The 18,533-nt window shown below is 71.4% G+C and carries 16 protein-coding genes; 12 read left to right on the forward strand and 4 right to left on the reverse strand.

The features are described from left to right. The first annotated feature begins 55 nt into the window (after nt 1–55). Nucleotides 56–1,021 carry an NAD(P)-dependent alcohol dehydrogenase gene (locus tag ACF1AG_RS03980; protein ID WP_359602889.1) on the forward strand — a complete coding sequence of 322 codons (966 nt, stop codon included), beginning with the start codon at nt 56–58 and terminating at the stop codon, nt 1,019–1,021. A 123-nt stretch (nt 1,022–1,144) separates the two neighbouring features. Next, the gene (locus ACF1AG_RS03985; protein WP_228916738.1) at nt 1,145–1,933 is read left to right on the forward strand and encodes a phosphatase; all 789 of its coding nucleotides are present in this window, start codon (nt 1,145–1,147) and stop codon (nt 1,931–1,933) included. On the opposite strand, the gene ACF1AG_RS03990 is transcribed toward ACF1AG_RS03985, so the two are convergent. From ACF1AG_RS03990 to ACF1AG_RS04005, 4 genes are all read right to left on the reverse strand, one after another. Further along, the gene (locus ACF1AG_RS03990) at nt 1,903–2,322 is read right to left on the reverse strand and encodes a hypothetical protein (RefSeq protein ID WP_359602887.1); all 420 of its coding nucleotides are present in this window, start codon (nt 2,320–2,322) and stop codon (nt 1,903–1,905) included. The genes ACF1AG_RS03985 and ACF1AG_RS03990 overlap by 31 nt on opposite strands. 55 nt (nt 2,323–2,377) lie before the next feature. Continuing rightward, nucleotides 2,378–3,253 carry an acyl-CoA thioesterase II gene (gene tesB, locus ACF1AG_RS03995; RefSeq protein WP_359602885.1) on the reverse strand — a complete coding sequence of 292 codons (876 nt, stop codon included), beginning with the start codon at nt 3,251–3,253 and terminating at the stop codon, nt 2,378–2,380. Nucleotides 3,254–3,288: 35 nt separating this feature from the next. Then, nucleotides 3,289–4,446, reverse strand: a complete 1,158-nt coding sequence (locus ACF1AG_RS04000; RefSeq protein ID WP_359602883.1) for an acyl-CoA dehydrogenase family protein — start codon at nt 4,444–4,446, stop codon at nt 3,289–3,291. 197 nt (nt 4,447–4,643) lie between these two features. Then, nucleotides 4,644–5,249: a TetR/AcrR family transcriptional regulator gene (locus tag ACF1AG_RS04005; protein WP_359602881.1), complete on the reverse strand. Its 606-nt coding sequence runs from the start codon at nt 5,247–5,249 to the stop codon at nt 4,644–4,646. A gap of 86 nt (nt 5,250–5,335) precedes the next feature. Between ACF1AG_RS04005 and ACF1AG_RS04010 the strand changes: the two genes are divergently transcribed. The 10 genes from ACF1AG_RS04010 to ACF1AG_RS04055 all read left to right on the forward strand — a co-directional run bounded on the left by ACF1AG_RS04010 (nt 5,336) and on the right by ACF1AG_RS04055 (nt 18,454). After that, the gene (locus ACF1AG_RS04010; protein ID WP_359602879.1) at nt 5,336–6,952 is read left to right on the forward strand and encodes a carboxyl transferase domain-containing protein; all 1,617 of its coding nucleotides are present in this window, start codon (nt 5,336–5,338) and stop codon (nt 6,950–6,952) included. Between the two features lie 26 nt (nt 6,953–6,978). After that, the gene (locus ACF1AG_RS04015; RefSeq protein WP_359602903.1) at nt 6,979–9,003 is read left to right on the forward strand and encodes an acetyl/propionyl/methylcrotonyl-CoA carboxylase subunit alpha; all 2,025 of its coding nucleotides are present in this window, start codon (nt 6,979–6,981) and stop codon (nt 9,001–9,003) included. Then, a complete protein-coding gene (locus ACF1AG_RS04020; protein WP_359602878.1) occupies nt 9,000–9,947 on the forward strand; it encodes a hydroxymethylglutaryl-CoA lyase in 948 nt (315 codons plus the stop codon). Before ACF1AG_RS04015 ends, ACF1AG_RS04020 begins: the two co-directional genes overlap by 4 nt. 4 nt (nt 9,948–9,951) lie before the next feature. Next, nucleotides 9,952–11,112, forward strand: a complete 1,161-nt coding sequence (locus tag ACF1AG_RS04025) for an acyl-CoA dehydrogenase family protein (RefSeq protein WP_359602876.1) — start codon at nt 9,952–9,954, stop codon at nt 11,110–11,112. A gap of 195 nt (nt 11,113–11,307) precedes the next feature. Continuing rightward, on the forward strand, nt 11,308–12,351 hold the full coding sequence (locus ACF1AG_RS04030) for an ABC transporter substrate-binding protein (RefSeq protein ID WP_359602874.1): 1,044 nt from the start codon (nt 11,308–11,310) through the stop codon (nt 12,349–12,351). A 44-nt stretch (nt 12,352–12,395) separates the two neighbouring features. Continuing rightward, on the forward strand, nt 12,396–13,268 hold the full coding sequence (locus tag ACF1AG_RS04035; RefSeq protein ID WP_359602872.1) for a siderophore-interacting protein: 873 nt from the start codon (nt 12,396–12,398) through the stop codon (nt 13,266–13,268). A gap of 159 nt (nt 13,269–13,427) precedes the next feature. Beyond that, the gene (gene desA / locus ACF1AG_RS04040; RefSeq protein WP_359602870.1) at nt 13,428–14,870 is read left to right on the forward strand and encodes a lysine decarboxylase DesA; all 1,443 of its coding nucleotides are present in this window, start codon (nt 13,428–13,430) and stop codon (nt 14,868–14,870) included. Next, a complete protein-coding gene (locus tag ACF1AG_RS04045) occupies nt 14,854–16,146 on the forward strand; it encodes a lysine N(6)-hydroxylase/L-ornithine N(5)-oxygenase family protein (protein WP_359602868.1) in 1,293 nt (430 codons plus the stop codon). Before desA ends, ACF1AG_RS04045 begins: the two co-directional genes overlap by 17 nt. After that, on the forward strand, nt 16,143–16,685 hold the full coding sequence (locus tag ACF1AG_RS04050; protein WP_359602866.1) for a GNAT family N-acetyltransferase: 543 nt from the start codon (nt 16,143–16,145) through the stop codon (nt 16,683–16,685). Before ACF1AG_RS04045 ends, ACF1AG_RS04050 begins: the two co-directional genes overlap by 4 nt. Next, nucleotides 16,682–18,454, forward strand: coding sequence for an IucA/IucC family siderophore biosynthesis protein (locus tag ACF1AG_RS04055; protein ID WP_359602864.1), 1,773 nt, complete (start codon nt 16,682–16,684; stop codon nt 18,452–18,454). Before ACF1AG_RS04050 ends, ACF1AG_RS04055 begins: the two co-directional genes overlap by 4 nt. Nucleotides 18,455–18,533: the final 79 nt, after the last annotated feature.

Consider the following 18,533-nt stretch of genomic DNA (forward strand, 5'->3'; position numbering starts at 1 on the left):
CAGCCTACGGTCGGTGGCGGAACCCGGAACACGACCACGGTGGCGAGGCCGAACGATGAACGACCGCATGATGAAGGCAGTGCTGTACGACCGCTACGGCGGCCCCGACGTGCTCTACGTGGGCCGCGTGCCCCGTCCCGAGCCGGCCCCCGGCGAGGTCCTGGTGAAGGTGCGCGCGTTCAGCGTCAACGGCGGTGAAGTGACCGCCCGTTCGGGTCGGCTGCGCCTCCTGCTCGGCCGGCGTTTCCCCAAGCGCGTGGGACTGGACCTCACCGGCGAGGTCGTCGCGGCGGGCGCCGGGGTCACCGGATTCACAGCCGGTGACCTCGTGTGGGGGGTGCTGGGGCGGACCGGGTTCGGCAGCGCCGCCGAGTACGTGACCGTGTCCGCGGATCGCGTCGGCCGGCTCCCCGACGGTCTCGACCCGGTGGAGGCCGCCGCGCTCCCCGTGGCCACCACGGCCGTCACCGCGCTGCGGCACAAGGCCGGGCTCCGCCCCGGCGAACGGCTGCTCGTCCGGGGCGCGGCGGGCGGTGTGGGCAGCGCCGCCGTCCAGCTCGGACGCGCGTACGGCGCCGAGGTCACGGCCCTCGCCCGCGCGGCCAACCTCGACTTCGTCCGCGGACTCGGCGCGCACGAGGCCGTCGACCACCGGGGGGTGCGGCCGGCGGAGCTGGGCCGCTTCGACGTGGTCCTGGACACCGTCGGGACCGACCTGCGGACCTTCCGGCACCTGCTGGCTCCCGGCGGGCGCATGGTCGCCATCGCCTTCGACCTGGGCAGGCCCCTCGCGTCGCTCGGGTACATCGCGGGCAGCGCGGTCCACGGGCGCGGCCGGGTGCGCTTCTTCAGCGGCGACCCCCGGCAGGCCGACTTCGAAGCCCTGGCCCGCCATGTGGCCGAGGGGGCGCTGCGCCCCGCGGCGGACACGGTCTTCTCCTCCCTGGAGGAGACGGCGGCGGCCCACCGTGCGCTGGAGGCGGGCGGTGTCCGGGGCAAGTACGTGGTCAGGGTGGCGTAGGGCCCGGGCGACCGCCGGAGGGCGCGGTGTGAGTAGCCGTACGCAGTCGTCTGAGTACGTGACGCACGTCCCAGCGCGCGATACGCCAGGGACGCCCCCTGTTCCCTGCCTCACAATGGACGCATGCCGATACCCGGGACCCCCAGCCGCGCCGAACTCGTCGAACACCTGGTCGCCACCCGCATCGCGGGCGAGGTCGCCACGCCCCGCGAGAACAACCTCTCCCACTACCGGAAGCTGGCGAACGGCGACCGGCACTACTGGCTCGGACTGGAGCTCGGCGAGCGCTGGACCGACGAGCAGGACGTGCTCGCGGTGATGGCCGAGCGGGTCGGCGTGAACGACGACCCGGAGCACCGGTACGGGCAGGACACCATCGACCCCGAGCTGACGGTCGACGGCCTGGAGCGGATGGCGGGGCGGCTGCGCAAGGCGGCGGAGGGACGCCAGCGGGTGCTCCTTGCGACCGGTCACCCGGGCGGTCTGCTGGACGTGCACCGGGCGACGGCCGCCGCGCTGCGGGCGGCCGGCTGCGACATCGTGGTGATCCCGGACGGGCTGACCACGGAGGAGGGCTACGTGATGCAGTTCGCCGACGTGGCGGTGCTGGAGCACGGGGCCACGCTGTGGCACACCCACTCCGGCGCGCCGATGAAGACCATCCTGACGGCGCTGGAGCGGGAGGGGAGACCGCTGCCCGACCTGGTGGTCGCCGACCACGGCTGGGCGGGCGCCGCCGGCCAGTACGGCGTGGACTCCGTCGGGTACGCCGACTGCAACGACCCGGCGCTGTTCCTCGCCGAGGCCGAGGGCACCGTCCAGGTCACGGTCCCGCTCGACGACCACGTGACGAGCCCGCGTCACTACGACCCGATGACGGCCTACCTGCTGGCGGAGGCGGGGCTGGCCTGAGCTCCGGCTGCCGGACGGCCGTCCACCACCCGGTCGAAGTACGGCCAGCCGTCCAGCCCGACGTCCCGGACGGCCGGGTGCCGTTCCAGGGCGGGTGCCGCCGCGTCCAGCAGGCGCCGGGCCGTCCCGGGCGCGTGCAGGTTGAGGTACTCGTGGCCGGGGAGCCGAATCACCGCGCCCGCCTCGAAGTAGTCGTTCGACACGATCCGGCGGTCCCCCGGGGCGAACACCAGGGTCAGCCTGCGTCCGGTCCCGGAGCGGTACCCCTCGGTGAAGAAGGACAGCGACAGCCGGCAGTCCTCGTAGGCGGGCAGCACCCGCTGGCGGACGGTCCAGTGCCAGGCCGTGCCGTCGACGACGAGGGTGCGCAGCCTGCGGTGTCTTCTCACCGGGGCAGCGTAGGCCTCCGCTCCGGTGGGGTCACCGGGGTTTCCGCCCGCGAGGTCACTCGTCGCGGGGGACGCGGACCACGCCCTCCTGGATGACCGAGACCGCGAGCCTGCCGTCCTGGGTGTAGATGCGGCCCTGGCCGAGTCCCCGGCCGCCGTGGGCCGACGGGGACTGCTGGTCGTACAGCAGCCACTCGTCCGCGCGGAACGGGCGGTGGAACCACATCGCGTGGTCCAGGGACGCCCCGACCACGTCGCCGACGGCCCAGCCGCCGCGCCCGTGGGCGAGCAGGATCGAGTCCAGCAGCGTCATGTCGGAGACGTACGTGGCGAGCACGACGTGCAGCAGCGGGTCGTCGCCCTCGACCTTGCCGTTGGTGCGGAACCAGACCTGCGAATGCGGGTCGCGCGGTGCGCCGAAGCGGCCGTAGGGCGGGTCGTCGACGTAGCGCATGTCGACGGCGGCGCGGGCGCCGAGATAGCGGTGCACCACGTCCGACGACAGGTGCGGGTAGCTCCGCAGCCGCTCCTCGGAGGTGGGAAGCGTCTCCGGGTCCGGGGACGTCGGCATCGGCTCCTGGTGGTCCAGGCCCTCCTCGTGCGTCTGGAAGGACGCGGAGAGGTGGAAGACCGGCTTGCCGTGCTGGACGGCCACCACCCGCCGGGTGGTGAAGGACCGGCCGTCGCGGATCCGGTCGACGGTGTAGACGATCGGCGCGCCCGGGTCGCCGATGCGCAGGAAGTACGCGTGCAGCGAGTGCGGCGGCCGGTCCGCGGGGACGGTGCGCCCCGCGGCGACCAGGGCCTGCGCCGCCACCTGTCCCCCGAAGACACGGGGGACGGCGGAGGCGCGGGACCGGCCGCGGAAGATGTTCTCCTCGATCTGCTCGAGGTCGAGCAGATCGAGGAGTTCCTGAAGAGCCTGACTCATGGAATCAGTTGTATACGGCAGGGATTTCCGGGACCTTACAGGCCCATGTCCTTGGCGATGATCGACTTCATGATCTCGCTGGTGCCGCCGTAGATGCGGTTGACCCGGTTGTCCGCGTACAGGCGGGCGATCGGGTACTCGTTCATGTAGCCGTAGCCGCCGTGCAGCTGGAGGCAGCGGTCGATGACGCGGTGGGCGACCTCGGTGCAGAACAGCTTGGCGCTGGCGGCCTCGGCGGGCGTGAGCTCGCCGGCGTCCAGGGCCTCGGTGGCGCGGTCGGCGACGGCCTCGGCGGCGTCCACCTCGGCCTGGCAGGCGGCCAGCTCGAACTTGGTGTTCTGGAAGTGGGCGACCGGCTTGCCGAAGACGGTGCGGTCCTGCACGTACTGCTTGGCGAACCGGACGGCGGCCTTGGCCTGGGCGTACGCGCCGAAGGCGATGCCCCAGCGCTCGGAGGCCAGGTTGTGGCCGAGGTAGTAGAAGCCCTTGTTCTCCTCGCCGAGGAGGTCCTCGACGGGGACCTTGACGTCGACGAACGCCAGCTCGGCGGTGTCGGAGGTCCTCAGGCCGAGCTTGTCGAGCTTGCGGCCGACCGAGTAGCCCTCGGACTTGGTGTCGACGGCGAACAGGGAGATGCCGTGACGGCGGTCCTCGGCGGTCGGGGCCGCGGTGCGGGCGCAGACGATCACCTTGTCGGCGTGCACACCGCCGGTGATGAAGGTCTTGGCGCCGTTGAGGACGTAGTGGGTGCCGTCCTCGCTCAGCTTGGCGGTGGTCTTCATGCCCGCGAGGTCGGAGCCGGTGCCCGGCTCGGTCATCGCGATGGCCCACATCTCCTCGCCGGTGACGAACTTCGGCAGGAAGCGCTTCTTCTGCTCGTCCGTGGCCAGCATCTTGAGGTAGGGCAGGGCGAGCAGCACGTGCACGCCGGAGCCGCCGAACTGGACGCCCGCGCGGGCCGTCTCCTCGTACAGGACGGCCTCGAACTTGTGGGTGTCCATGCCCGCGCCGCCGTACTCCTCCGGCACGCTGATGCCGAAGATGCCCAGCTCACCGAGCTTGTAGTAGAAGTCGCGGGGCGCCTGGCCCGCCGCGAACCACTCGTCGTAGACGGGGACGACCTCGGCCTCGATGAAGGCGCGGATGGTCTCCCGGAACGCCTCGTGATCCTCGTTGAAAACCGTACGGCGCACTGTCCGCCACCCCAATCCCTGCGCCTGAACCGGCGCCGCTCTCGCGTACCTGGTTGCTCGCCGTCGGGGTTCCTCAATTGATGGCTGCGGCCCGTTTGGCTAAGCGCTTGCTCAGAGTAAGGTACCGGCGAGTATCCACAGGCGTCCAGACCGGGCGCCCCGTAACGCTCGTCACTCCGCGAGAAGGGCCGCGCCCCTCAGGAGTCCGCCGCCGCCGCGAACGCCCCCCGGGCCATCCGGTGCAGCAGCTCCGCCGTGCCCGCGCGGTCCGGCAGGGAGCCCGGGCGGGTGAGGTGCGGGGTGGAGTTGAGGAGACCGAAGACCGAGTGGACCGCCGAACGGGCGGCGGGCTCGGCGAGGTCCGGGTAGAGGCGGCGCACCACGCCCACCCACAGCTCGACGTACTGCCGCTGGAGCTGGCGCACCAGCTTGCGGTCGGCGTCCCGGAGGCGGTCCAGCTCACGGTCGTGCAGGGTGATGAGCGGGCGGTCGTCGAGCGCGAAGTCGATGTGCCCCTCGATCAGCGAGTCGAGGACCGCCCCGGGAGCCACTCCCCCGGCTCCGTCCGCCTCGGCGAGCCGCCGCTTCGCACCCGTCAGCAGCGACTCGCTGATGCCGACCAGCAGCTCCGCCAGCATCGCGTCCTTGCCCGCGAAGTGCCGGTAGAGCCCGGGTCCGCTGATGCCGACCGCGGCGCCTATCTCGTCGACCCCGACGCCGTGGAAGCCGCGCTCGGCGAAGAGCCGGGCGGCCTCCCTGAGGATCTGCTCACGGCGGGTGGGGGCGTCGGTTCTGGTGGCCATGAAGACGATTCTAGACAGGGAGGTTAGCGGTCGTTAACCTGGAGGAAATGCGTTAACGCTCATTAACACGTGAGGGGACCCGCAGGATGCATGAGGCACCGGAGCTTCACAGCGCGGCAGATCCCGCGTCGGAGGCCTTTCGGGCCAACGAGGCGGCGCACCGCGCCCTCGTCGAGGAGCTGCGCGGCAAGCTGGCCGCGGCGGCTCTCGGCGGCGGCGAGCGGGCGCGCGCCCGCCACACCGCGCGCGGGAAGCTGCTCCCGCGCGACCGGGTGGACACCCTCCTCGACCCCGGCTCGCCCTTCCTGGAGCTGGCCCCGCTGGCCGCCGACGGGCTGTACGACGGGCAGGCGCCGGCGGCCGGGGTGATCGCCGGGATCGGCCGGGTCGCGGGCCGCGAGTGCGTGGTCGTCGCCAACGACGCCACCGTCAAGGGCGGCACCTACTACCCGATGACCGTGAAGAAGCACCTGCGCGCGCAGGAGGTGGCCCTGGACAACCGGCTGCCCTGCGTCTACCTGGTGGACTCCGGCGGCGCCTTCCTGCCGATGCAGGACGAGGTCTTCCCGGACCGGGACCACTTCGGCCGCATCTTCTACAACCAGGCCCGGATGTCCGGCGCCGGCATCCCGCAGATCGCGGCGGTGCTCGGCTCCTGCACGGCGGGCGGCGCGTACGTGCCCGCGATGAGCGACGAGGCGGTGATCGTGCGGGGCCAGGGCACGATCTTCCTCGGCGGTCCGCCGCTGGTGAAGGCGGCCACCGGCGAGGTGGTCACGGCTGAGGAGCTGGGCGGCGGCGAGGTGCACTCGCGGGTGTCCGGGGTCACCGACCACCTCGCCGAGGACGACGCGCACGCGCTGAGGATCGTGCGGCAGATCGTCTCCACGCTCCCCGCGCGCGGTCAGCTGCCCTGGCGGGTGGAGCCGGCCGTCGAGCCCAAGGTGGACCCGGCCGGGCTGTACGGCGCGGTGCCGGTCGACTCCCGCACCCCCTACGACGTCCGCGAGATCATCGCCCGGATCACCGACGGCTCCCGGTTCGCCGAGTTCAAGGCGGAGTACGGGCAGACCCTGGTCACCGGCTTCGCGCACATCCACGGCCACCCGGTGGGGATCGTCGCCAACAACGGCATCCTGTTCTCCGAGTCGGCCCAGAAGGGCGCCCACTTCATCGAGCTGTGCGACCAGCGCGGCATCCCGCTGCTGTTCCTGCAGAACATCTCGGGCTTCATGGTCGGCAAGGACTACGAGGCGGGCGGCATCGCCAAGCACGGCGCCAAGATGGTCACGGCCGTCGCCTGCACGCGCGTGCCGAAGCTGACCGTCGTGGTCGGCGGCTCCTACGGCGCGGGCAACTACTCGATGTGCGGCCGCGCCTACTCCCCCCGCTTCCTGTGGATGTGGCCGAACGCCAAGATCTCGGTGATGGGCGGCGAGCAGGCCGCCTCGGTGCTCGCGACCGTCAAGCGGGACCAGCTGGAGGCGCGCGGCGAGGAGTGGCCCGCGGACGAGGAAGAGGCCTTCAAGGACCCGGTCCGCGCCCAGTACGAGCGCCAGGGGAACGCCTACTACGCGACGGCCCGCCTCTGGGACGACGGCGTGATCGACCCGATGGACACCCGGCAGGTGCTGGGACTGGCCCTGACCGCGTGCGCCAACGCGCCCCTGGGTGATCCCCAGTTCGGCGTCTTCCGGATGTGAGGGGACCCCTGACGATGACTGATCAGATGTTCGACACGGTGCTGGTGGCGAACCGGGGCGAGATCGCCGTCCGCGTCGTCCGCACGCTGCGGTCGCTGGGCGTGCGCTCGGTGGCGGTGTACTCCGACGCGGACGCGGGCGCCCGGCACGTCCGGGAGGCGGACACGGCGGTGCGGATCGGGCCGGCGCCGGCCGCGGAGAGCTACCTGTCGGCGGACCGGCTGCTGGAGGCGGCCGCGCGCACCGGCGCGCGGGCGGTGCACCCGGGGTACGGCTTCCTCGCCGAGAACGCGGAGTTCGCGCGGGCCTGCGAGGCGGCGGGGCTCGCGTTCATCGGACCCCCGGCGGACGCCATCGCCCTGATGGGCGACAAGATCCGCGCGAAGGAGACGGTGAAGGCGGCCGGGGTGCCGGTGGTGCCCGGCTCCAGCGGCAGCGGGCTGACGGACGCGCAGCTCGTCGACGCGGCCCGGGAGATCGGCATGCCGGTGCTGCTGAAGCCGTCGGCGGGCGGCGGCGGCAAGGGCATGCGACTGGTGCGGGACGAGACGCGGCTGGCGGACGAGATCGCCGCCGCCCGGCGCGAGGCCCGCGCCTCCTTCGGCGACGACACGCTCCTGGTGGAGCGGTGGATCGACCGGCCCCGGCACATCGAGATCCAGGTGCTGGCCGACGGCCACGGCAACGTGGTGCACCTGGGCGAGCGCGAGTGCTCGCTCCAGCGGCGGCACCAGAAGATCGTCGAGGAGGCGCCCAGTGTGCTCCTCGACGAGAGGACGCGGGCCGCGATGGGTGAGGCGGCCGTGCAGGCGGCCCGCTCCTGCGGCTACCGGGGCGCGGGCACGGTGGAGTTCATCGTCCCGGGCGACGACCCGTCGGCGTACTACTTCATGGAGATGAACACCCGGCTCCAGGTGGAGCACCCGGTCACCGAGCTCGTCACCGGGCTCGACCTGGTGGAGTGGCAGCTGCGGGCGGCGGCGGGCGAACCGCTGGCGTTCGGGCAGGACGACGTCCGCCTCACGGGCCACGCGGTCGAGGCGCGCCTGTGCGCCGAGGACCCGGCGCGCGGATTCCTGCCCTCCGGCGGCACGGTGCTGCGGCTGCGCGAGCCGCAGGGCGACGGCGTGCGCACCGACTCCGGGCTCACCGAGGGCACCGAGGTCGGCAGCCTCTACGACCCGATGCTCTCCAAGGTCATCGCGTACGGCCCCGACCGGGCGACCGCTCTGCGCAAGCTGCGGGCGGCGCTCGCGGGGACGGTGACGCTGGGCGTGCAGACCAACGCGGGCTTCCTGCGGCGGCTGCTGGCGCACCCGGCGGTGGTCTCCGGCGAACTGGACACCGGGCTGGTCGAGCGCGAGGTGGACTCGCTGGTCGGCGGCGAGGTGCCGGCCGAGGTGTACGCGGCGGCGTCGCTGCTGCGCCAGGCCGCTCTCGAACCTGCCGCGGCGCCCGGCTGGCGTGACCCGTTCGACGCCGCCGACGGCTGGCGGATGGGCGGCGGCCGGGCCTGGACGGCGCACCATCTGCGGGCGGCGGGCCACGACCCGGTGACCGTGCGGGTGCGGGCCACCGCCGACGGCGGCACGGAGCTGCTGCTGCCCGGCGCGGACGCCCCGCTGCGGGCGTCCGCCGGGCCGCTCGACGGGCACCGGTTCACCTGCGCCCTGGACGGCGTCGCGCACACCTTCGCCGCCCTGCCCGACGGCACCTGGCTGGGCCGGGACGGCGACGCCTGGCAGGTGCGGGACCACGACCCGGTCGCCGCGTCCCTCACCCGGGCGGGTCAGGCGGGCGCCGACTCGCTGACCGCGCCGATGCCGGGCACGGTGACGGTGGTGAAGGTCGCCGTCGGCGACGAGGTGGACGCGGGACAGAGCCTGCTGGTGGTGGAGGCGATGAAGATGGAGCACGTCATCTCCGCCCCGCACGCCGGCACGGTCACCGAACTGGACGTGTCCCCGGGCGCGACGGTCGCCATGGACCAGGTCCTCGCGGTCATCGCGCCCGTGGACACCGCGGAACCGGCGGAAGGGGAGACGGCATGAACGCGAGCGAGCTGGGCCTGCCCATGGCCGTGCCGGCCGAAGGGCTGCCCGCGCGGGTGCGGATCCACGAGGTGGGCGCCCGCGACGGCCTGCAGAACGAGAAGGCGACCGTGCCGACGGCCGTGAAGGCGGAGTTCGTCCGCCGGCTGGCCGGCACGGGCCTGACCACGATCGAGGCGACGAGCTTCGTGCACCCCAAGTGGGTGCCGCAGCTCGCGGACGCCGAGGACCTGTACCCGGCGGTGTCCGGCCTGCCGGTCGAGCTGCCGGTGCTGGTGCCCAACGAGCGCGGCCTGGACCGCGCGCTGGCGCTGGGCGCCCGCCGGGTGGCGGTGTTCGCCAGCGCCACGGAGTCCTTCGCCAAGGCCAACCTCAACCGCACGGTGGACGAGGCGCTGGCCATGTTCCAGCCGGTGGTGGCCCGCGCGAAGGAGCAGGGCGTCCACGTGCGCGGCTACCTCTCCATGTGCTTCGGCGACCCCTGGGAGGGCGCGGTCCCGGTCCCCCAGGTGGTGCGGGTGTGCCGGGCGCTGCTCGACATGGGCTGCGACGAGCTGAGCCTCGGCGACACGATCGGGGTGGCCACCCCGGGTCATGTGTCCGCCCTGGTCCGCGCGCTCACCGAGGCGGGCGTGCCCGTCCCCGCGCTGGGCGTGCACTTCCACGACACCTACGGGCAGGCCCTGTCCAACACGCTGGCCGCGCTCCAGCAGGGCGTCACCACGGTCGACGCCTCGGCCGGCGGACTGGGCGGCTGCCCCTACGCCAAGTCCGCCACCGGCAATCTCGCCACCGAGGACCTCGTGTGGATGCTGCGAGGCCTCGGCATCGACACCGGGGTCGACCTCGGCCGTCTGGTCGCCACAAGCGTCTGGATGGCCGCCCATCTGGGCCGGCCCAGCCCGTCCCGCACCGTACGAGCCCTCTCCCACCAGGAGCAGTGACGACATGGACCACAAGCTCTCCCCCGAGCTCGAAGAACTCCGCCGCACGGTCGAGGAGTTCGCGCACGACGTGGTGGCGCCGAAGATCGGCGATTTCTACGAGCGGCACGAGTTCCCGTACGAGATCGTGCGGGAGATGGGCCGCATGGGCCTGTTCGGGCTGCCGTTCCCGGAGGAGTACGGCGGCATGGGCGGCGACTACTTCGCGCTCGGCGTGGCCCTGGAGGAACTGGCCCGGGTGGACTCCTCGGTGGCGATCACCCTGGAGGCGGGCGTCTCGCTGGGCGCGATGCCGCTGCACCTGTTCGGCACCGAGGAGCAGAAGCGCGAGTGGCTGCCCCGGCTGTGCTCGGGCGAGATACTCGGCGCGTTCGGCCTGACCGAGCCGGACGGCGGCAGCGACGCGGGCGCGACCCGGACGACGGCCCGGCTGGACGAGTCGACGAACGAGTGGGTGATCAACGGCACCAAGTGCTTCATCACCAACTCCGGCACGGACGTCACCGGTCTGGTCACGGTCACCGCCGTCACCGGCCGCAAGCCCGACGGCAAGCCCCTGATCTCGGCGATCATCGTGCCGTCCGGCACTCCCGGCTTCACGGTGGCCGCCCCGTACTCGAAGGTCGGCTGGAACGCCTCGGACACCCGTGAGCTGTCCTTCCAGGACGTCCGCGTCCCGGCGGCGAACCTGCTGGGCGAGGAGGGCCGCGGCTACGCGCAGTTCCTGCGCATCCTCGACGAGGGCCGCATCGCCATCGCCGCGCTCGGCACGGGGCTCGCACAGGGCTGTGTGGACGAGTCGGTGAAGTACGCCAGGGAACGGCACGCGTTCGGGCGTCCGATCGGCTCCAACCAGGCGATCCAGTTCAAGATCGCGGACATGGAGATGAAGGCGCACACGGCGCGCCTGGCGTGGCGGGACGCGGCGAGCCGGCTGGTCGCGGGCGAGCCGTTCAAGAAGGAGGCGGCGCTGGCCAAGCTGTACTCCTCGACGGTGGCCGTGGACAACGCCCGTGACGCCACGCAGATCCACGGCGGCTACGGCTTCATGAACGAGTACCCGGTGGCCCGCATGTGGCGCGACTCGAAGATCCTGGAGATCGGCGAGGGCACCAGCGAGGTCCAGCGGATGCTCATCGCCCGCGAGTTGGGCCTGACGGGCTGACCGCCCCCGCACCGCGAACGGCCCGCGCCGCCACTCGGCGCGGGCCGTTGCCGTGCTGCCGGGTGACCTGAATCACGGCGTTCGGCCGGCGTTTCCCGGGGGAGAACACCGGACACCCTCTGGACAGATCGTTTGGTTAGGCTAACCTAACGCTGTTTGTACATCGGTCCCGTACGCACGAAAGCAGACCCTTCCATGCCGAACGCCAGAACCGCACGCCTCTCCCGTCGTGGACTGCTCGCCGCCGGCGGCGCCCTGGGCCTCGGTGCCGTGCTCACCGCCTGCGGGGACGACGACGCGAAGGACGGCGGCGCGGACACGAAGGGCTCCGCCAAGTCCGGCCCCTGGAGCTTCAAGGACGACCGCGGCACCACGGTGAAGCTGGACGAGGCGCCGAAGAACATCGTCGCGTTCACGGGCGTGGCCGCCGCGCTGTACGACTACGGCATCGAGGTCAAGGGCGTGTTCGGCCCGACCACGACCAAGGACGGCAAGGCCGACGTCCAGGCCGGCGACATGGACGTCAGCAAGGTGACAGTCCTGGGCAACGTCTGGGACCAGTTCAACGTGGAGAAGTACGCGGCCCTCGCGCCCGACGTGCTCATCTCGACGATGTTCGACGACGCCGGCACCCTCTGGTACGTACCCGAGGCGTCCAAGGACAAGATCGCCAAGCTCGCGCCCAGCGTCGGCATCTCCGTTTTCGACCGTCAGCTCACCGGCCCGCTCCAGCGGATGTGGGAGCTGGCCGAGTCGCTCGGCGCCGACATGACGGCCGCGAAGGTCACGGACGCCAAGAAGCGGTTCGAGGCGGCCTCGGAGCGGCTGCGCAAGGCCGCCAAGGCCAAGCCCGAGATCAAGGTGCTGGTCGGCTCGGCGAGCCCCGAGCTGTTCTACGTCTCGGGCACCAACCTCTCCATCGACCTGGAGTACTTCAAGGCCCTCGGCGTGAACTTCGTGGAGCCGACGGAGGAGGCCAAGAAGGCCACCGGCGGCTGGTTCGAGAGCCTCAGCTGGGAGAACGTCGACAAGCACAAGGCCGACGTCATCATGATGGACGACCGCAGCTCGGCCATCCAGCCCGCCGACATCACCGAGGCGACCTGGAAGCAGCTGCCCGCCGTCAAGGCCGGCCAGGTCATCGCCCGTTCCACCGAGCCGATCCTGTCCTACGACAAGTGCGTGGCGCCGGTGGAGGCGCTCGCCGAGGCCATCGAGAAGGCCAAGAAGGTCAGCTGACCCCCGCGTAAGGTCCAGCCGCCCCCGACTCGCAGGAGTACGCCGTGACGACTGCCGTGGCCGCCCCGTTCCGTTTCTTCGCCCTCCAGGTCGCCGGGACGCGGCGGATCGGCCCGTCGCTGGTGCGGGTCACCTTCACCGGGCCGGAGCTGCGTGACTTCCGCTCCGACGGGCGTGACCAGTCCCTGTCGCTGTTCCTGCCCCATCCGGGGCAGGACGCGCCCGTCGTCCCGCTGGAGCTCGGGGACGGGTGGTGGCAGGGCTGGCGCGAACTGCCCGACGACGTAAGGGCGGTGATGCGTTCGTACACGCTGCGGGCGCTGCGCACGGACGCCCTGGGGCGGACCGCCGAGATCGACGTCGACTTCGTGCTGCACGGCGTCACCGCGGAGGCGGGCGCGTCCGCCGCGGCCGGCCCGGCCTCCCGCTGGGCCGCCCGCGCCGCCGTGGGCGACCGGGTGCTGCTGCTCGGCCCCGCGATCGCCGACAACCGCGCGATCCGCTTCCGCCCTCCCGAGGACGCCTCTACGGTGCTGATGTGGGCGGACGAGACCGCCCTGCCCGCGGCGGCCGCCGTCCTGGAGTCCCTCCCGGCGGGCATCCGAGCCCACGTCTGGCTGGAGGTGCCGCACGCCGGGGACGTCCAGGAGCTGCCTACCGCGGCGGACGCGGAGATCACCTGGTTCGTGCGGGTGGGCGCCGCCGCACCGGAGGGCCCGCTGGCCCTGGACGCCGTCGGGCAGACGGCCCTCCCCGACGCCGAGCGTGCCTACGTGTGGATCGCGGGGGAGTCCGGCCAGGTCAAGCAGCTGCGCCGGCACTTCGTCCGTGAGCGTGGAGTGGACCGCCGGCGAGTGACGTTCGTGGGCTACTGGCGGCGCGGCCTGACGGAGGAACAGCTCCGCGAACAGGCTTGACCCGTACGCGAGTTGAGGGTTTGCAGCGTCCGGCCATGGACGTGACGACGGTCACGACGGAAACGGGAATGACCGCGGAAAAGTTTGGTTAGGCTAACCTAAGTTGAACCGCACTGGACCTCTCCCCGCACCGGACCGTCCCCACCGGAGGACCCCCACATGCGCTCGCACCTGCTCAACGACACCACCACGGAGCACTACCGACGCTCCGTGACCGAAGGAGTCGAGCGGGTGGCCGCCAAACTCGCCGCCACCGACCGGCCGTTCACCGGCGTCACGGTCGACGACCTCGCCCCGCGCATCGACGCGATCGACCTCGACCAGCCGCTGCGCGACACGACCGCGGTGCTGGACGAGCTGGAGGACGTCTACCTCAGGGACGCGGTCTACTTCCACCACCCCCGCTACCTCGCCCATCTCAACTGCCCGGTCGTCATCCCGGCCGTGCTCGGCGAGGCGGTGCTGTCCGCCGTCAACTCCTCCCTGGACACCTGGGACCAGTCGGCCGGCGGCACCCTGATCGAGCGGAAACTGATCGACTGGACGGCCGCCCGCATCGGCCTCGGCCCCGCCGCCGACGGCGTCTTCACCTCCGGCGGCACCCAGTCCAACCTCCAGGCGCTGCTGCTGGCGCGGGAGGAGACCAAGACCCAGGATCTGGGGAAGCTGCGCGTCTTCGCCTCCGAGGTCAGCCACTTCAGCGTGCAGAAGTCCGCGAAACTGCTGGGCCTCGGGCCCGACGCCGTGGTCGTGGTCCCCGTCGACCACGACAAGCGGATGCAGACCCTCGCGCTCGCCCACGAGCTGGAGCGCTGCGCCGAGGCGGGGCTGATCCCGATGGCGGTCGTAGCCACCGCCGGCACCACCGACTTCGGCTCGATCGACCCGCTGCCGGAGATCGCGGGCCTGTGCGAGCAGTACGGCGCCTGGATGCACGTGGACGCCGCCTACGGCTGCGGACTGCTCGCCTCCCTCAAGTACCGGCACCGTCTCGACGGCATCGAGCGCGCCGACTCGGTCACCGTCGACTACCACAAGTCCTTCTTCCAGCCGGTGAGTTCCTCGGCCGTGCTGGTGCGCGACGCGGCCACGCTGCGCCACGCCACCTACCACGCCGAGTACCTCAACCCGCGCCGCATGGTGACCGAGCGCATCCCCAACCAGGTCGACAAGTCCCTCCAGACCACCCGCCGCTTCGACGCGCTCAAGCTCTGGACGACGCTGCGCGTGATGGGCGCCGACGGCATCGGCGCGCTCTTCGACGAGGTGTGCGACCTCGCCGCCGAAGGCTGGAAGCTGCTGGCCGCCGACCCCCGGTTCGACGTGGTGGTCGAGCCGAGCCTCTCCACCCTGGTCTTCCGCTACGTCCCGGCCGCCGTCACCGGCCCCGCCGAGATCGACCGGGCCAACCTCTACGCCCGCAAGGCCCTGTTCGCCTCCGGCGACGCGGTGGTCGCGGGCACCAAGGTGTCCGGGCGCCACTACCTGAAGTTCACCCTGCTCAACCCCGAGACCACGACGGCCGACATCACGGCCGTCCTCGACCTGATCGCCGGCCACGCCGAGCAGTACCTGGGAGAGTCCCTTGACCGCGCTTGCTGACACCACGGAACCGGCCTACGACTTCGTGGGCATCGGGCTGGGCCCGTTCAACCTGGGGCTGGCCTGCCTGACCGAGCCCGTCGACGAACTCACCGGGGTCTTCCTGGAGTCCAAGCCCGACTTCGAGTGGCACGCCGGGATGTTCCTCGACGGCGCCCATCTGCAGACGCCGTTCATGTCGGACCTGGTCACCCTCGCCGACCCGACCTCCCCCTACTCCTTCCTCAACTACCTGAAGGAGAAGGGCCGGCTGTACTCGTTCTACATCCGGGAGAACTTCTACCCGCTGCGCGTCGAGTACGACGACTACTGCCGCTGGGCCGCCGCACAGCTGAGCAGCATCCGCTTCGGCACCACGGTCACCGAGGTCACGTGGGACGACGCGGCCGAGGTGTACGTCGTGGCCACGTCCACCGGCACGACGTACCGGTGCCGGCACCTGGTCCTCGGCACCGGCACCGTGCCGTTCGTGCCCGAGGCGTGCCGCGGTCTGGAGGGCGGGCTCTTCCACAACGCGCAGTACATGCAGCGCAAGGCGGAGCTGCTGGAGAAGAGGTCGGTCACGATCGTGGGCAGCGGGCAGTCCGCCGCCGAGATCTACTACGAGCTGCTCTCCGGGATCGACGCCCACGGCTACCAGCTCAACTGGGTCACCCGCTCCCCGCGGTTCTTCCCGCTGGAGTACACCAAGCTGACCCTGGAGATGACGTCCCCGGACTACATCGACTACTTCCGCGCGCTGCCCGAGGACACCCGCTACCGGCTGGAGAAGCAGCAGAAGGGTCTGTTCAAAGGCATCAACTCGGACCTGATCGACGCGATCTTCGACCTGCTCTACCAGAAGAACGTGGAGAGCGGAGGGCGCGGCGTGCCCACCCGGCTGCTCACCAACTCCTCGCTCACCTCCGCCCGGTACCAGGACGGGACGTACACGCTCGGCTTCCGCCAGGACGAGCAGGGCAAGGACTTCGAGATCGCCACCGAGGGCCTGGTGCTGGCCACCGGCTACCACTACGAGCAGCCCGCCTTCCTGGAGCCGGTGCGCGACCGGCTGCGCTTCGACGGCCACGGCCGCTTCGACGTCGCCCGCAACTACGCCGTCGACGTCACCGGACGCGGCGTGTTCCTGCAGAACGCGGGCGTGCACACGCACAGCATCACCAGCCCCGACCTGGGCATGGGCGCCTACCGCAACGCCTCGATCATCCGCGAGCTGCTGGGCACCGAGTACTACCCGGTCGAGAAGAGCATCGCCTTCCAGGAGTTCGCCGTATGAGCACCATCGGTACGTTCACGATCCGCCCGCTGGACCCGGAGAAGGACGCGGAGCTGCTGCACCGCTGGGTGACGCATCCCAAGGCGGCGTTCTGGATGATGCAGGACGCGAGGCTCGAGGACGTCGAGCGCGAGTACATGCGCATCGCCGCCCACGAGCACCACCACGCCTACCTGGGCCTGCACGACGGCGAACCCGCCTTCCTGATGGAGAAGTACGACCCCCGGTACGTCGAACTCGTCGGGCTCTACGAGCCCGAGCCGGGTGACGTCGGCATGCACTTCCTGGTCGCCCCCACCGACCGCCCCGTCCACGGCTTCACCCGCGCCGTCATCACCGCCGTGATGGAGGAGCTGTTCGCCGATCCGGCCACCCGCCGGGTCGTTGTGGAGCCGGACGTCGGCAACAAGGCCGTGCACGCCCTGAACGAGGCCGTGGGCTTTGAACCCGAGCGCGAGATCGACAAGCCGGAGAAGCGCGCGCTGCTGAGCTTCTGCACGCGCGAACAGTTCGAGGCCGCCCGAGGAGCTTCCGCATGACCCTGTCCGACGCCGTGGCGCATCTGTCCCCCCACCGCTGGGCGCGGGCCAACCGGCTGCTGATCCGCAAGGCGCTCGCCGAGTTCGCGCACGAGCGTCTCGTCACGCCCGAGCCGGCAGGTGACGGCCGGTACGTCGTCCGCAGCGACGACGGCGGGACCCGTTACACGTTCACGGCCACACTGCGCGGCCTGGACCACTGGCAGGTCGACGCCGACTCGATCGTCCGCCACCGCGACGGCGCCGAGCTGGAGCCGGCGGCGCTGGACTTCTTCGTCGAGCTGCGGAAGTCCCTGGGGCTGAGCGACGAGATCCTGCCGGTGTACCTGGAGGAGATCTCCTCCACCCTCTCCGGCACCTGCTACAAGCTGACCAAGCCGCAGGTCACCTCCGCCGAGCTGGTCGACGCCGGTTTCCAGGCGATCGAGACCGGCATGACCGAGGGCCACCCCTGCTTCGTCGCCAACAACGGGCGGCTCGGTTTCGGCGTCCACGAGTACCGGCAGTACGCCCCGGAGGCCGCGAACCCGGTGCGGCTGGTGTGGCTGGCCGCCCACCGCTCACGGGCCGCCTTCACTGCGGGCGTGGGAATCGAGTACGAGTCGTTCGTCCGCCAGGAGCTGGGCGAGGAGACCGTCGAGGGCTTCCACGAGGTCCTGCGCGCACAGGACCTGGACCCCGCCGACTATCTGCTGATCCCCGTCCACCCCTGGCAGTGGTGGAACAAGCTGTCCGTCACCTTCGCCGCCGAGGTCGCCCGTCGGCACCTGGTGCTGCTGGGCGAGGGCGACGACGAGTACCTCGCGCAGCAGTCCATACGTACCTTCTTCAACCGCTCCCACCCGGAGAAGCACTACGTGAAGACGGCCCTGTCCGTCCTCAACATGGGCTTCATGCGGGGCCTGTCGGCCGCCTACATGGAGGCCACCCCGGCCATCAACGACTGGCTGGCCCGCCTGATCGACAACGACCCGGTGCTGCGGTCCACGGGACTGTCGATCATCCGGGAGCGCGCCGCCGTGGGCTACCGGCACCTGGAGTACGAGCAGGCCACCGACCGCTACTCGCCGTACCGCAAGATGCTGGCGGCGCTGTGGCGGGAGAGCCCGGTGGCGTCCCTGGAGGACGGCGAGTCGCTCGCCACCATGGCGTCCCTGGTCCACGTCGACCACGAGGGCCGGTCCTTCGCCTCCGCCCTGATCGAGCGCTCCGGGCTCACCCCGCAGGAGTGGCTGCGGCGCTACCTGCGGGCCTACTACGTCCCGCTGCTGCACAGCTTCTACGCCTACGACCTGGTGTACATGCCGCACGGCGAGAACGTCATCCTGGTGCTGGAGGACGGCGCCGTGAAGCGCGCGGTCTACAAGGACATCGCCGAGGAGATCGCGGTGATGGACCCGGACGCGGTACTGCCGCCGGAGGTGTCCAGGATCCGCGTCGAGGTCCCGGACGACACAAAGCTGCTGTCGATCTTCACCGACGTCTTCGACTGCTTCTTCCGCTTCCTCGCGGCGAACCTCGCCGAGGAGGGCGTCCTCGACGAGGACGGCTTCTGGCGGACGGTCGCGGAGGTCACCCGCGAGTACCAGGCGTCGGTGCCGGAGCTGGCGGACAAGTTCACCCGGTACGACATGTTCGCCCCGGAGTTCGCGCTGTCCTGCCTGAACCGCCTCCAGCTGCGCAACAACAAGCAGATGGTCGACCTGGCGGACCCCTCGGGCGCCCTCCAGCTCGTCGGCACCCTGAAGAACCCCTTGGCGGCCTTCTGACCGCATCGGACGGACGAGCCCTCGGAGTACGGTCCTCCGGGGGCTTCGTCACACCCTCGGTGCGGGCGCCCTTCAGGGA

It is taken from the genome of Streptomyces sp. NPDC014764 (genome assembly GCF_043082785.1).
Lineage (GTDB): Bacteria > Actinomycetota > Actinomycetes > Streptomycetales > Streptomycetaceae > Streptomyces > Streptomyces althioticus.